We start from the raw sequence: 15131 nt of genomic DNA, 5'->3' as shown, positions 1-15131 counted from the left end.
AGAAATCAAATTACCTTCGGTAGTAGTGAATAGGCAGTAGATGATCTGTCAGGGGACAGATCATGGGGTGGGCTGAGGTTTAACCCACATTGATCTAAACTTCCGAAAGTTTGGTAAACATCTTGCTGAAATATGGTCTGCCTGAGGAGCCACGCGTAAGCTACTCTGAGGGATAGTCCCAGCCTTTCAGGCCTTGATCAGATGCATGCTTTATTACAAAAGGCTGCACCTTTTGCTGATAGATTAAGTCCTTTCAGGCCTGGAGTTGTGCTTGTATGGTTCAGGCTGAACAAGATTGCTTCCGAGTTGCCCCTAAGAAACTAAGGTTAATCCACATACGTTCCGAGCAGAGTCTCTCGGAGCTTCGGAGAGGACTCTGCGTTATTCATGGCAGCAATTTAATCCTTCTGTTCTTATATATGTATCAAGGACTAGCCTCATTTGGGCAAGTTTCAGTGTTGCTTTCTCAAATGATTAAGCGCCATTTCCTTAAGCACATCAAGTGTCAAAGTGCGGGCATTGGTCACCTTGGCCTGCTCATCCCATTTGCGCATTTGCAGTATGATGTCCTTTAGCGGGTTCTTTTCAAATTCATCAACTTCCTTTTGCGACATCTGCCCACCCTGATAGTTCAGCGTCTTCTTGCTGGCCACTGAAAGAGCCATCAGATATTTAGGATTTACAGCCGTAAGGTACCTTTTGGCTTCCACATGGCTACGGACCAGGGCTGTTATTTTTTTGGAGAATCCGGCAGCTTTTAAATACTCCGCCCCGAGATGCTCATGATTGATAACTCCATAATGGCTCATCCGGGAGCTTTCTGGTACATCCAAAAGGTGCCCAACATCATGAAAAAATGCTGCCAGGACCACCTCTTCATCATAACCCTGATTATGCGCCAGCGTGGCAGCCTGTAACATATGGTCCAACTGCGAAACAGCCTCTCCATAATACTCATCATGTCCTTTGGAGTCGTATAAACTGAATATTTCCTGAACGATTTCCTGCTCTTTGATCATCCCCCGAAATTATGAAGCCTGCTTATTTCTACGGTAAAGCATAGTTTATCAAATTCTTAAGAAATAGGATTGCTTGATATCCTGATTCAAAATGTATCACATGGAGCGTAGGCAGCAAATGACCTGTCAGGTTGACAGCTCAGGGGATAGATACCTCAGGCGGTAGATACCATACAAGCAGAACCCCAATCCCAGCTCTGAAAGGGCATAATCTGCCAGCAAAAGGTGTAGCCTTTTGTAAATTAATTGAATTAAGATACAAGCCCTGAAGGGGCGGAATCTCTTCAGTTTGGCCGCATTAGTAATGCTGCAATTGAATCCTGTAAATCGTCTCTAATAAATTTAATCCTGTTAGAAGGGGTGTGGCGGATAGCGAGTTATGGAGAGGACTTCGAATGATTCACAGAAATTCAATGGGATTACTTTCTCCGCAGTTAAACTTTACAAAACCTTCACCAAGAGGTAATCTGTTTTAGACCGTCAGGGCCTATTTTGGGGCAAAAAGAAAAACATGTCTGAAATAAAATTAGTAGTCTTTGATATGGCCGGCACCACAGTGCATGACAACCGCAATGTCCATCAGGTTTTAAAAGCGGCACTGGCCAGGCAAAATGTCGATATTTCCCTTGAGGAAGCCAACGAAGTCATGGGCATCCCTAAGCCCATAGCGATCAGGTACCTGCTGGATCAAAAATACAGCGGTGAAATCACAGAGCAACTCATCGACCAGATCCATCAGGACTTTGTGCAATCTATGGTAAGCTTTTACAGAGAAGATCCTTCCGTAAAGGAAAAGCAAGGAGCAAGCCGCGTGTTTGGTAAACTCAGGGATAACAACATTAAAATAGCGCTGGATACCGGCTTTGACCGGAAAACAGCCGATGCTATTCTGGAGCGACTGGACTGGACAGGCCTGGTAGATTGTACAGTTACCAGCGATGAGGTAAAACATGGAAGGCCCCACCCGGATATGATTTTCAAAGCTATGGAGCAAACAGGCATTGAGGATGTAAAGGCAGTGGTGAAGGTGGGAGATACCGTCTCTGACCTGCAGCAAGGGAGTAGTGCCGGCTGCAGATATGTGGTAGGAGTGACCTCCGGTGCCTGTACAGGAGATGAGCTGGTGGTCGAGCCGCATACACATTTAATCGAAAACCTTGAAGAACTGCTCCCGATCATCGGCTTCGATAGAGCTGCTTATCAATGGGTGGGATAAGTAGCGCATTCAAAAAATACTTGTTTTCCGTGAAGTAGCATAATAGGTATTGCTATATAATCAGACTTCTTTAGCTCCTGTCAAACTTGTTCATTGACATTTTGTTAAACAAATGTTAACTTATTGTTACGTCTGTTTGTCAAAAGGAGTCAATGAAACTGATTGCATTAATACTTATAGGTTTTCTCAATCCCAAAGAGCCGGTTGAAAAATGGCTTGAGGGGGCCATTGTGACCTATGAGAATGAAGTGATAACGGGAGAATTTACCATTGACCTAAACTATAATTTGCTGCTACTTAAAGCTGGAAAGGGTGTAGACGTACTGCCGGCCCATAAGATAAACGCTTTCAGGTTTTACGACCGGGAATATAATATTAACCGAAAGTACATTGTGTTAAGCTCAGAGAAAGGCAGGTTTCCTGTAAGGCAGTTTTATGAAATTGTGGAGGATGGAGCCATACAGGTACTCAGGTTAAAAAAAACCATAGACAGCCCTTACTTATTTGAAAGGGACACGTATGAGGAAAACAGCACCATCAGCCTGTCAGAAGAAGCCCATAATTACAGCTATTACACCTTTTATAACCAGGAGCTGGTGCCCCTGCAAAATTTCAAAAAACAGGTAAAGCCCCATTTAGAGATTAAAGTTGCCGGCCTTGATATGCATATTGCCAAGCATGGACTAAACCCGAACGAAGCCTCTTCGGCGCTTCGAATTATTCAATATTACAACGACTATGTCAGGCACCAGCCAGGTGATGGTTTAGCGACCTGTAATTAGCCATCGACTCTTTTTTATGGAAGTAAATCCATGAGGCCACCATGGTGACTGATCCGCTCACGGTCAGGATGTATCCCATTGAAATGAAAAAGTCCAGCCACTTCATGTCAGGGTGCCCAAACTCCTTGTAAAACAGGATGCCGACACTGGCAAGGTACCCAAAAGAATCTGCCAGGTAGATGAGAAATCCGACATTGCTTACATAGTGAAAGGTAGCGATCATCCGGTCAAAAAGGATGCTGTTGAAAGGCACATATCCCATGTAAAGCCCCAAACCCACAAGCGTCATCCATACCGGGGCAGAGATCAGATGTTGCTCAAACAAGAGAGTACTTAAGCCCACGATCAATATACCGGCCAGGATCAGGATATGGTTGACCCAAAGTGCCCGGCTGTTACTCCTGATCACCATCAGGCTGCCCATAATCACCAGTACGGCTATGGCTATAGGGATTTCTGTCATGATAAAAACCTTTGAAGAGCTGCCATAACCGAGACTTTTCCAGATCTCCGCAGCGAAATTGTCTCGGAAATCACGATATGCTGTAAGTGCCATGTACGTGATGATCAGGAATATCAGGCCAGGGGCAAAGGTTTTGAAAAACTTCCGGCGCTGGCTGCTGTTCATAGGCTCACGTTTGGTTCGTAGACGGTTGTCCTCAGGTGTTGGTGGAGGCAGCCTGTCCAGCAGCCATACAAAAAGTAGTAAAGGCATGAAAAATACCATACCTGCCACCAGAGGCATCCAGTACTCAGATATACCCCAGTTGACGATCAGGTATTTTCCTACGGCTTTTACCATGCCCGAAGAAAATATGAAGCTAACCGAAAGCCCGGCGCCCAGTGCCTCAGTCATTTTTCTGCCTTCGAGGTAGCTAAACACCAGCCCCCAGATCATACCCAATGGCAGGCCGTTTAAGAACAGGCATGCTATATTATAAGGAGCAGGCACCAGTGCAAATCCCAGCAAAGAGAGTGCAGCAAAACCAATCAATACCAGGATACTGACCGCCCGGCTGCCGTTTTTCATTTCGGAGACTATTTTAATGCCCACGAATTTAGAAAGGGTGTAGCCCAAAACCTGAGCAGTTATCAGCCAGACTTTATAGTCCACCCCGGCAAATTGCAGACCCGAAAATGTGGCCACTGCAAAAGGCTTTCGAAAGGCATACATGCAGGAGTAGGTACAAAATGCAGCTACAATTGCATAGAGTGAAAAAATGGCACTGTTCTGCCTACGAAGCCAGTTTTGTATCCTTGTTGCTAACATCGATTTTTAAGCCTTTTTGATCAAAGGGTACATTTTGCCACTTTCCCTGCCATAGGATGGTCATTCTCCTGTAGCCAACATCGTTCAGCATGGCCGCACTTCTTTCAAATGCCATGTTTATTTCTTCAGGGTGGTGGGCATCCGAAGTAAGGGTGACCGGTATTTTGAGTTCATAGGCCTTTTCCAGTATCCACCGGCTGGGGTAGGTCTGCCAGTTTTTACGGGTATAGATGCCCCGCGTGTTTACTTCCAGGATGCACCCATTGGCTTTAATACTTTTTAAGGTGCTGATCACCTCGTTCTGATACCACCTGTCAAACTCAGAGAAGTAGACATTGTCAATATTGTGGATCTTGATCTTGTCCAGGTGGCCAACAATATCGGGTGTATGCATTTCTATCATGTCGCGGATCAGCCTGTAATAGGTACTGATACACTTTTTAATGTTATTGCCATAGATGGTCCTGAGCCCTGTCTGAAAGCCCCGGGTATCGCCATCTATTTCCCAGCGGGTACCGTCAGGGTATACGCCTGCATAGTGGACTGACCCGATCACATAATCAAGGTTATACTTGCTTTTCAGTTTGCTGGGGGATGACAGCCCTTCGATATAGTCAGCTTCCAACCCGGTATAGATCTCTATTTTGGTGTGGTATCTGCCCTTGAGCAGTTCTATTTCCTGTAAATAATTTTGAATGCTGTCCTCTTTCATGCTCCATGCATTATCGAACGGGAGCGGGGAATGAGAAGAAAACCCATAGGCCAAAAAATCTTTGTCAATAGCCCTTTTTGCATATTCCTCAGGTGCGAAGTTACCATCACAATATTTGCAGTGTCCGTGGTAGTTGGTCCAAATCATAAAAGCCAATATACCATACGGTTGTTAACTCATCATTTCATAACCATCAACTATGTATTATTCAATGAAGACTCTTTTTAACAAAAAAATAAAATGCTAACCCAGCTAATCTTATACGTTCTGTTGATATTCAACGACTTAAACACAAAGTGAAGAATTATGAATAACCGGATTGCTGATATAATCATTATAGGAGGAGGCATAGTAGGTCTTGCCCATGCCTATGCCGCGGCTCAAAGGAACCTGAAAGTAGTGGTTTTTGAGCGCAACGAAAGTGCAGTGGGAGCCTCAGTAAGAAATTTTGGTCTGATCTGGCCCATTGGGCAGTTGCCGGGAACAATGCTCAACCGTGCCCTGCGTAGTCGGGAGATCTGGCAGGAACTGACCGGGAAGGCCGGCTTTTGGCTTAATCACAGTGGTTCCATGCACCTCGCATACCATCAGGACGAACTGACTGTATTGGAAGAATTTGTCACGATGCACAGAGATAATGTCTATGATTTCCAACTGCTCAGTAAGCAGGAAGTGGCAGAGAAAAGCACGGTAGTCAATAAAAAAGGACTGCTGGGTGGCCTTTGGAGTGCCTCTGAACTTACTGTTGATCCACGGGAAGCCATTCGTAAAATAGCTCTGTACCTTGAAAAACAAACCTCTGTCCGTTTTGAATACAGCACTGCCATCACCCAGATAGAAGGCTCCCAGGCGATAGCCGCCGATGGTTCCATATGGCAGGCTGAAAAGATCATAGTCTGCAGTGGAGCAGATTTTGAACACTTGTACCCTGAGTTTTTCAATGAAATCCGGATGACTAAATGTAAGCTTCAAATGATGCGGACACTTCCGTATAAGCACCTCAATATTGGCCCCACTTTATGTGCCGGTCTTACCTTGAGACATTACGATGCCTTTAAGCATTGTCCCTCACTACCCCTGGTAAGCAAACGATATGATGATGAATATCCTGAATTTAAAGAATTCGGCATTCATGTCTTGCTGGCCCAAAATGGATCAGGAGAACTGGTAATAGGCGATTCGCATGAGTACGGGCTTAACCCAAAACCATTTGATCAGGAGAAGATCAATCAGATCATACTAAACTATTTAAAGAGCTTTGTCTCTATAGATAATCTGGAAATAGCAGAACGATGGCATGGCATCTACCCAAAGCTTTTTGGTGAGACCGAAATAGTCCATGAAATTGAACCCGGAGTGCTGATCGTCAACGCCCTTGGCGGGGCCGGGATGACCCTTTCCTTTGGTTTAGCTGAGGAGAATTTTGCTGGTTTCTAGTTTCTGGTTACTGGTTCTCTGGCTTCTGGTTACTTGTTAGACTATTTGCCTACTGCTTTTGCCGATTGCCAACTGAACTATCCACTCCCACAAGTCATTCTGACGATAGGAAGAACCTACCTAAGTAGGCTGCCACTGACTGTTCGGCTTTTGCAAGTAACCAGGTTAGATACTTCGCAAGCTCAGTATGACCAAGGGTGAAAAGGAGTAGTAAAGTGTTATATTGGGTACTAGTTACTGGTTTACTGGTTTCTTGTAGCTGGTTTCTGGTTTACTAGCTTCCGGTTACTTGTACACTATTGCCTACTGCTTTTGCCGATTGCCGACTGGACATCCTAACCGATCACCAAAAATCACTTCGGGTACATAAAGTAAAACACCAGCATCACGGCATTGGTATTCAGCAGGTTTTCCGGGCGGTGAGGTTTTGAGGCATCGAAATATAAGGTGTCGCCTTCTTCCATGATAATGGTTTTCTCCTCTAGCCGGTAGGCTACTTTGCCCTTTAGCAGGTACTTCAATTCAAAGCCATCTGTTGAGGTTGCTTTCCCTTTAACACCCGGTTCCAGTTCGAGGAGTACTATTTCAATGTTCATGTCATGAAGTTGTCGGCTCATAATAAACCTGTAGTGGAAACCCGGCCGGTCTTCTTTCACCAGAGGCTCATGCTGAGCAGGTTTTACCAATGCATATCCTTCATCCTGGGTATAATCGATGCCTTCAAAGAACTTTACCGGGGCCACGGACATGGACTTAAGTATAGAGAAAAATACCGGCATAGACGGGATCGTCCTTGAGTTTTCTATTTTTGAGATCAGCCCTTTGCTCAACCCGGACCGTTCACTGATATCCCTGATCGTCAGGTTGGCCTTGAGCCGCTCTTCCCTGATCTTACGACCTATCGATGATATGAATTCCTGTTTCATTTTGTCTTGTGCTTTGGTGATAAATTAAGTTTCATATTTATCAACTTTTTCCGGCCGAAACAAAGGCGGTCAGTAGGCCTAGGTCATTGATGAACTGCGTGTTAACAGTTTGTTAAACCCATATATTCCCCCAAAAAGCAGAATTGGCTTATTTACATATAGTTAAAAAGGATCAAGGTTAAAACTGCATTAAAGAAGCCTCTCGATTTTTAAAGAATTGATAACCTGAGACTAAAACTTCAGTCAACAATAAGAGCAAACTTGGTGGCATAAATCAGGTCGGTATCCCCAGGGAGATGCTGATAAATTTCGCTTTGGAAGTTCTATGTCTAACCTCAAATATTCAAAATGTATGAAAAACCTTTTACCCATTAAAACAAACGTGCCGGCAAAATTCCCGCTCAGGAGCCTGCTTGTACTTTGTTGCGTCTGGCTTATGTGCACGGCTGCCTTTGCACAAAGCCGAACCGTTACCGGCAAGGTGACCGATCAGGCAGATGGCAGTGGTATTCCCGGTGTCAATGTAGTGGTTGAGGGTACCTCCAATGGTACTGTTACCGATTATCAGGGCAACTACACCTTGCAGGCAGATGACAATGCTACCCTTGTCTTTTCTTTTGTGGGCTATGAAAACCAGGAAGTAAATATTGGAGCAAAATCCGTGGTGGATGTTGCCCTGAGCAGCAGCACAGTTGAGCTTTCCGAAGTAGTAGTTACAGCCCTTGGTGTGGAGAGGGAAACCAAAGCGTTGGGGTACTCTACCCAGGAAGTTGATGGTAAAGAATTAACAGAAGCCCGCGAAACCAACCTGGTAAGCTCCTTATCCGGAAAAGTAGCCGGAGTACAGGTAGTCAACAGCGGAACCACGATTGGTGGGTCTTCCAGGGTCACGATCAGAGGGGAATCTTCGCTTGACATCAATGCTAACCAGCCTTTGTTTATCGTGGATGGTATTCCTATTAGTAATGAGGTAGTTGGAGCATCTGGTACAGGTACTCTTGAAGTTGATTATGGTAATGCCGCAGGAGAGATCAATCCCGATGATATTGCTTCCATCAATATTTTGAAAGGACCTGCCGCTGCGGCTTTATATGGCTCAAGGGCAGCCAATGGAGCCATTATTATTACCACTAAATCAGGTAAGGCCAAAAAAGGACTTGGCATCAGCGTAAACAGTAATGTTTCCTTCGAGAGGCCTTTGGTACTCCCGGACTGGCAGGATGTATACGGCCAGGGCAACAACGGGCAGTTCGAATTCGTGGACGGTGCCGGTTCCGGTATTGCAGATGGTGTGGATGAAAGCTGGGGTCCAAGAATGGATGGACAGGCCATACCACAGTTTGATTCGCCACGTAATATTCCCGGTTTCAGGGGTGGTGACCTCAATGCTCCGGCAGGCAGCACGATCACGGCCACACCCTGGACCAAAAATGAGGATAATATCTCCGACTTCTTTGAAACAGGTGTGACATTGACCAACAATGTGGCCATTACCGCTTCCAATGATAACGGCCATATGAGATTGAGCTGGACTAACCTGAACCAGGACGGCATGCTGCCCAATACCAACCTCGATAGAAATACACTTTCTCTGAGTGGAGGCTTAAAGCTAAGCGAGAAGCTGAACGTAAATACCTCCATAAACTACATCAATACGCAAAGCGACAACAGGCCGGCGATAAGCTATGGTACAGAAAGCATCATGTACTTATGGATCTGGTATGGCAGACAGATCAACACGGGAAGCCTGAGAGACTACTGGATGCCTGGCCAGGAAGGAAGGCAGCAGTTCAATTACAACTACAACTACCATGATAATCCTTACTTCACCATGTATGAAAATACCAATGGTCAGTCTAAGGACAGGATTTTTGGCAATGTGTCCGTCACTTACAAGTTTACTGATGAGCTGAGCCTGATGCTGAGAACAGGAACAGATTTTTATAATGAACTGAGGGATAAAAGACGCGCTTACAGTACGCAACGCTTCCCATTGGGTATGTACAGGGAGGATGACATCTTCTTTATGGAACGAAACTCAGATTTCCTGCTCAGCTATCAGAAAAACCTTTCTGACAACTTTGCTTTAAATGTATCGGCAGGAGGAAACCAGATGAGGCAGAAACAGGAGTACCAGCAGACTGTAGCGCCACAGTTGCTTATTCCGGAAATCTATAATTTCTCCAACTCGGCCGTTCAGCTTCAGATAGATGAGAGCAACCAGGAAAAACGGATCAACAGTTTGTATGGATACGCCCAGATCGGCTATAAGAATATGTTATTTCTGGATATTACAGGAAGGAACGATTGGTCAAGCACACTGCCGGAGCAGAATAACTCCTATTTTTACCCTTCAGTAACGTTAAGTGCGGTGATCAGCGATATGGTGCAGCTTCCCGCGCCGGTTGCTTTTGTAAAGTTGAGAGCGGCTTACGCTGAGGTGGGAAATGATACCGACCCATATCAACTGCGCAATGTTTATGTATCAGGCACTCCTTTCGGGTCATACCAGGCCAAAGGGGAATCATCGGTACTGAAAAACCCTGACCTCAAACCTGAAACTACCAGTTCTTACGAATTTGGTACGGATATGAGGTTTTTCAACGGCAGGCTGGGCCTTGACTTCACCTACTATCAAAACCGGACCAAAGACCAGATCCTGCCTATTACTCTGGATCAGTCCACCGGTTATACGGCCAAGATCATTAATGCCGGGGAAATTAAGAATTATGGTATAGAGCTGATGCTTAATGCCAGACCACTACAAAATAAAAACGGCCTGAACTGGGACATCAACCTCAACTGGACAAGGAACAGAAGTGAGGTGCTGGAGTTGGCCGATGGCATAGATGCTTACACCCTTACGGAAAGAAATGGTGCTTATGTGCAGGCCATAGTTGGAGAACAAATGGGTGCCATTTATGGTGTCGGTTTTGCCCGTGTGAAGGATAAGAACAGCCCTTACTATGGCCAGATCATACATTCGGAAGAAGGTACGCCACTGCGCGACCCGGACCTGGTATATCAGGGTAACTATAACCCGGACTGGATGCTGGGCGTGCAGAATATGCTTTCGTACAAAGGGCTTTCCCTGAGTTTCCTTTTTGATGTTCGTGAAGGAGGTATTGTAGTGTCGCGTACCAAAACTATTGGAAGTACCTCAGGCCAGCTTGAAGAAACCCTGTATGGCCGCCCTAATGGCTATGACCTTTCACTGGCAGAAAACGGTATCATCAGTGAAGGGGTGATCGAAAACGGTGACGGTACTTTCAGGCCCAATGATGTGAAAATATCCTCACGAAACTGGCACAACAGGTATTACGAGCGCAACAATGTGGAGGCAGCCAAATATGATGCTTCCTATGTAAAGCTTCGTGAAGTGAAGATCGGTTATACCTTCCCGGATAAATTCTTCGGAAACCTGCCATTCAGAAATGTAAACCTTTCAGTGGTAGGCCGCAACCTGCTGCTATGGACAGAGAACCCTCACTTTGACCCGGATGTGATCTCCATGAGCGGAGGAACTTTGCAGCCCGGTATTGAAAATATGGCATACCCTTCCGCCCGAAGCGTTGGGTTCAACCTGAGTTTTAATCTTTAATAATTGAGTACATGACGATCATGAAAAAGATAAATATAAAAATATTGGGTGCACTTCTGCTGATATTCCTGGCCGGAGCCTGTGATGATGATTTTCAGGAGATCAACAAAAACCCTAACAGCCCTGAAGACGTGCCCCCTTCGTTGCTGCTCCCTACCATCATCAAAAACCCGGTCAACGAGTCTGCAGGATTGGCCTGGGGTTATGGCAATGTGGTTATGCAGTACACTGGAAAGATACAGTTTACCAATGAGGACCGCTACAACTGGGGCCCTCAGGGTGATCCTTACAACACCTTTTTTACGGCGCTGAGGGATGTTAACAATATTCTTCAAATCACCGAAGAGTCGGGTGAAAACAACTATCGTGGAGTGGCTCTGGTGATGAAATCCTGGATGTACCATGTGATGACCGATGCCTATGGCGATGTGCCTTATTCGGAGGCCCTGCAGGCCAAAGATGGAGTAAGTCTGCCTGCTTTTGATCCTCAAAGTGACGTTTATACCGGTATTTTGGCTGATCTTCAAAAGGCTAATGAACTACTGGGCACTAGCGGAGAGGCACTGGAAGGTGATATTTTGTACGAAGGGGACGTCAATAAGTGGAAGAAGTTTGCCAACTCACTACGTCTTCGGATATTGATGAGATTGTCAGACCGGGTTGATCCTTCAAGTGCTATGCAGGCTATCCTCAATGACCCTGCAACTCCGGTTTTCGAAAGCAATGAGGACCAGGCCTCACTGACCTATTTGCTGGATGCCCCTAACCAGCAACCATTATATACTACAAGATCAGGCTCTTTTGATGAGTACAGGCTCAGTGAAAATATGGAAGCCAAACTGAAGGCGCTGAATGATCCGAGGCTATATGTATATGCCCAGCCCACCACGGCTTCGGAAGCTGGCCTGGTAGGTGCCCCTGATGATTACGAAGGCGTGCCCAATGGCCTGCCTGATGAGGAGGCGCTGCAATATTCACCCAGTGGCGATCCTGAGAAAGGCGGCTCCAACTTTATCTCAAGGGTAGGGCTGATGTTTTCCTGCCGTGCATGTGACGAGCTGTCCTCACCCATTGCGGCTGAAACAGTGATCATGAGCTATGCAGAGCTGCAATTCATTCTTGCCGAAGCCAGGGAGAGAGGGTTTATTTCAACGGGCGCCGCAGAAGATTACTACATGGAAGGTATTTCTTCTACTTTTGACTACTATGAATCCCGGTTGCAGGCAGGTGGTTTTACAGAACTGGCCGCGGTAGTACAGCCGGAGGCCGGTTACTTTGCTCAGGCTGATGTGGCTTACACGGGTACGCAGGAAGAGAAACTGCAAAAAATAGGTACTCAAAAATGGATCGCACTGTTCTTTAACGGCATGGAAGCCTGGTTTGACTGGAGAAGGACAGGCTACCCTGAAATTACTCCTGGCCCGGGAGCAGTGATCAATACGGTCCCGGTAAGGTTCCAGTACCCATCGGATGCCCAGGCACTCAATGCCGAAGCGTACGAAGCAGCCATTAAAAGGCAGGGAGCCGACCTCATCACTACCAGGGTTTGGTGGGACGTAGACTAAAAAAACACCTGACAGGCTACAAAAGCCTGTCAGGCTATTATACCTTTACCTGTAAGAAGGTACTCATGATTCAATACTCAAGACTAACCTCTAAAAAAACTGTATGAAAAAATTAGTAGCTACCCTTTGTTTGCTGATGATCATGGCTACAGCCTTTGGTCAGCGAAAAACAGAGAACCTGTTCATTATTACACTGGATGGACTGCGTTGGCAGGAGCTTTATACCGGAGCTGATTCCAGCCTGGTTGGTGATAAAACGTATGTTGATAACCCGGACGAACTGAAAAAGCTGTTTTGGAGAAATACAGCTACAGCAAGAAGACAGGCACTCATGCCCTTCTTCTGGGGTACTCTGGCCGGAGAAGGTCAACTTTATGGTGACCGTAACCTGGGAAGTAAAGTCAATTGCTCCAACGGTATGTGGTTTTCATACCCCGGATACAATGAAATACTTTGTGGTTATGCTGATGATAAAAACATCAACAGCAATAAGAAAATACCTAACCCCAATAAAACCGTGCTGGAGTTCTTTAACGGGCAAAAGGTCCTGAAAGGAAAGGTAGCAGCCTTTGGCTCGTGGGATGTTTTTCCTTACATCATCAATGAAGAAAGGAGCGGGATACCGGTAAATGCAGGCTTTGAATCTGCCACCGGTAAGGATTTAACTGAGCGGGAGAAGTTTTTGAACCAACTGCAAAAGGAAATCCCCAGCCCTTGGGGAGGTGTACGGCTTGATGCTTTCACGCATCACTTTGCAAAAGAATACATTCAGAAAAATCAACCCAGGGTAGTTTATATTGCCTATGGAGAAACGGATGATTTTGCCCATAATGGTAACTATCAGGCATACTTAAAGTCAGCACACCAAACGGATCAGTTTATTAAGGAACTTTGGGATTATGTACAGCAGCACCCGCAGTACAAGAACAAGACTACTTTTCTGATCACCACCGACCATGGCAGAGGTACCGTGCCCAAAGAGACCTGGAAGTCGCATGGTACGGACATAGAAGGTGCAGACCAGATCTGGTTTGCGGTCATAGGTCCCGACACCCCTGCTTTGGGCGTAGTAAAATCAGGGCAATACTATCAAAACCAGATCGCCAAAACAGCAGCCACATTGCTAGGGTATGATTATAAAAATGAACAGCCGGTAGGGGAGGTTGTGCATTCTATGGTGAAGTAGTCTGACAGATAAACGAAAATAGGTTTTTAGAAAAGTGGCAATTTCTTCGTCTGTTCATGAACTTCACTGTGTTGCCACACGGCCAGGGTGCACTGATCCTGACTTCTTCCTGAAAAGACTTTGCAAAAGTGTTAACAGCTTAACCTGTCAGGGAAATAGCGGAAAGGTAGAGTAGGAATAAAATGAAACAACCTCCGCTTCTGTGGAGGTTGTTTCAAAATTTGATCGATAGCAATTAATCTTTGATTATCCTAATTGCTTTTCCTTCTATTTTCAAGATATATACACCTTGCTTCATTCCATCCATTTGCACCAAATGCTCATTTCCTGACATGACCTTTCTGTTTTGCAGATCATATAATGTCCAGTCACCGGTAAATTTGCCTTCAATCTTCAAAGAGCTTTTCACCGGGTTAGGGAAAATTTTCAATGGTAAGTCTTCCAGGGTAGCATCAGATACATCTACTGCAACGGCATCATTATTAACAACATCGGAGTTATCTCCTATAGCTGTATCTTTACTTGATTCCGTTGAGGTTCTACTTGTAGCTTGAGCTTGTGGGTAATTAACTATTAATGTACCCGCTCCGGTAATGAAAGGGTAATCATCTTTAGTGTACTTTCCTGCCGGGATAACATTGCCTTTGTAAGTGGTATAATTGGTGGCAAGGGTATTATTGAGCACGACTCCTCCTGAGTTAATTATGAGGCGGCTGATGCCTAGAAATGAGGAACCTACCTCCAGGGTACCACCATCGAGATATACATTTCTTGTTCCGACTCTGGATACTTCTGTTTTTACAGTGCCTTCCGCTATTGTCCAGTTTCCGGAGTACTTGCTTAAGTCGCAGTTTTTGCTGAGTAACAAAGTTCCGCCTTTAGTTTTGGTCAGGTTTCCTGTCCCGGATATCGTTCCACCGAGTGTTAAAACTGATGAAGCGTAAGCCCCTACCATAATTTGGGAATTCTGCTCCACGACTATATCTGAGGTTAAGGAGTATCCTTTTCCTCCTGTAAATACAGATAGAATTCCTCCTTGCAGAGTCAGGTTGTCTATAGTGCTCGCTCCTGTTATTTTAACAGTTCCGCCAGGCTCCGCATAAGTTTTAGCACTTATGGAGCCATTTACATGCACTTCACCTGAGCGTATAATGGCGGTAGATGTAGAGCCCGGTACAGCCTTCTGGTCCCAGTTTTTAGCATAATCCCAGCCATGGTTTCCTCCATCCGTGTAATATGTAAAAATGTATGTGGCAGACTTAGGTCTCAAAACATATAGTTTACCCGTTCCGCTAATGAAATCATAATCTTCATGGGTGTAAATCCCTGCCGGAATAGTGTCACCGTTGTTGTAAATGGCATAGTTGGTGGCCAGGTTATTATTGAGTACCACTCCTCCTGATTTTACTATAAGGTT

General features: G+C 45.4%; 11 protein-coding genes. 6 read left to right on the top strand and 5 right to left on the bottom strand.

The features are described 5' to 3' along the window. Nucleotides 1-452: 452 nt before the first annotated feature. Nucleotides 453-1019 carry a phosphonate degradation HD-domain oxygenase gene (locus tag E1163_RS18795; protein ID WP_155174006.1) on the bottom strand — a complete coding sequence of 189 codons (567 nt, stop codon included), beginning with the start codon at nt 1017-1019 and terminating at the stop codon, nt 453-455. A gap of 511 nt (nt 1020-1530) precedes the next feature. On the opposite strand from E1163_RS18795, the gene E1163_RS18790 reads away from it, so the two are divergent. Both E1163_RS18790 and E1163_RS18785 read left to right on the top strand, forming a co-directional pair. Further along, a complete protein-coding gene (locus E1163_RS18790) occupies nt 1531-2235 on the top strand; it encodes an HAD-IA family hydrolase (RefSeq protein WP_155174005.1) in 705 nt (234 codons plus the stop codon). Between the two features lie 152 nt (nt 2236-2387). Next, on the top strand, nt 2388-3017 hold the full coding sequence (locus tag E1163_RS18785; protein WP_155174004.1) for a hypothetical protein: 630 nt from the start codon (nt 2388-2390) through the stop codon (nt 3015-3017). On the opposite strand, the gene E1163_RS18780 is transcribed toward E1163_RS18785, so the two are convergent. Both E1163_RS18780 and E1163_RS18775 read right to left on the bottom strand, forming a co-directional pair. Further along, a complete protein-coding gene (locus tag E1163_RS18780; RefSeq protein ID WP_155174003.1) occupies nt 2977-4287 on the bottom strand; it encodes a DUF5690 family protein in 1311 nt (436 codons plus the stop codon). The two genes, E1163_RS18785 and E1163_RS18780, sit on opposite strands and share 41 nt — an antisense overlap. Then, the gene (locus E1163_RS18775) at nt 4253-5146 is read right to left on the bottom strand and encodes a histidinol-phosphatase (protein ID WP_155174002.1); all 894 of its coding nucleotides are present in this window, start codon (nt 5144-5146) and stop codon (nt 4253-4255) included. Before E1163_RS18775 ends, E1163_RS18780 begins: the two co-directional genes overlap by 35 nt. Before the next feature lie 159 nt (nt 5147-5305). Between E1163_RS18775 and E1163_RS18770 the strand changes: the two genes are divergently transcribed. Further along, the gene (locus E1163_RS18770; RefSeq protein WP_155174001.1) at nt 5306-6436 is read left to right on the top strand and encodes a TIGR03364 family FAD-dependent oxidoreductase; all 1131 of its coding nucleotides are present in this window, start codon (nt 5306-5308) and stop codon (nt 6434-6436) included. Nucleotides 6437-6789: 353 nt separating this feature from the next. Here E1163_RS18770 and E1163_RS18765 read toward each other — a convergent pair whose 3' ends face one another. Then, nucleotides 6790-7362, bottom strand: a complete 573-nt coding sequence (locus tag E1163_RS18765) for a helix-turn-helix domain-containing protein (protein ID WP_155174000.1) — start codon at nt 7360-7362, stop codon at nt 6790-6792. 352 nt (nt 7363-7714) lie between these two features. Between E1163_RS18765 and E1163_RS18760 the strand changes: the two genes are divergently transcribed. From E1163_RS18760 to E1163_RS18750, 3 genes are all read left to right on the top strand, one after another. Further along, nucleotides 7715-10963: a SusC/RagA family TonB-linked outer membrane protein gene (locus tag E1163_RS18760; protein ID WP_155173999.1), complete on the top strand. Its 3249-nt coding sequence runs from the start codon at nt 7715-7717 to the stop codon at nt 10961-10963. A gap of 20 nt (nt 10964-10983) precedes the next feature. After that, a complete protein-coding gene (locus tag E1163_RS18755) occupies nt 10984-12528 on the top strand; it encodes a SusD/RagB family nutrient-binding outer membrane lipoprotein (protein ID WP_155173998.1) in 1545 nt (514 codons plus the stop codon). A 103-nt stretch (nt 12529-12631) separates the two neighbouring features. Beyond that, nucleotides 12632-13714, top strand: coding sequence for a sulfatase-like hydrolase/transferase (locus tag E1163_RS18750; RefSeq protein WP_155173997.1), 1083 nt, complete (start codon nt 12632-12634; stop codon nt 13712-13714). Between the two features lie 235 nt (nt 13715-13949). Here E1163_RS18750 and E1163_RS18745 read toward each other — a convergent pair. Next, nucleotides 13950-15131 (bottom strand): T9SS type A sorting domain-containing protein (locus E1163_RS18745; protein ID WP_221418039.1); only part of this gene is annotated, 1182 nt, incomplete at its 5' end.

The organism is Fulvivirga kasyanovii (assembly GCF_009711405.1).
Taxonomy (GTDB): Bacteria; Bacteroidota; Bacteroidia; order Cytophagales; family Cyclobacteriaceae; genus Fulvivirga; species Fulvivirga kasyanovii.
Note: the sequence above shows the minus strand (reverse complement) of the source record. Positions and strands in the feature narration are given on the sequence as shown.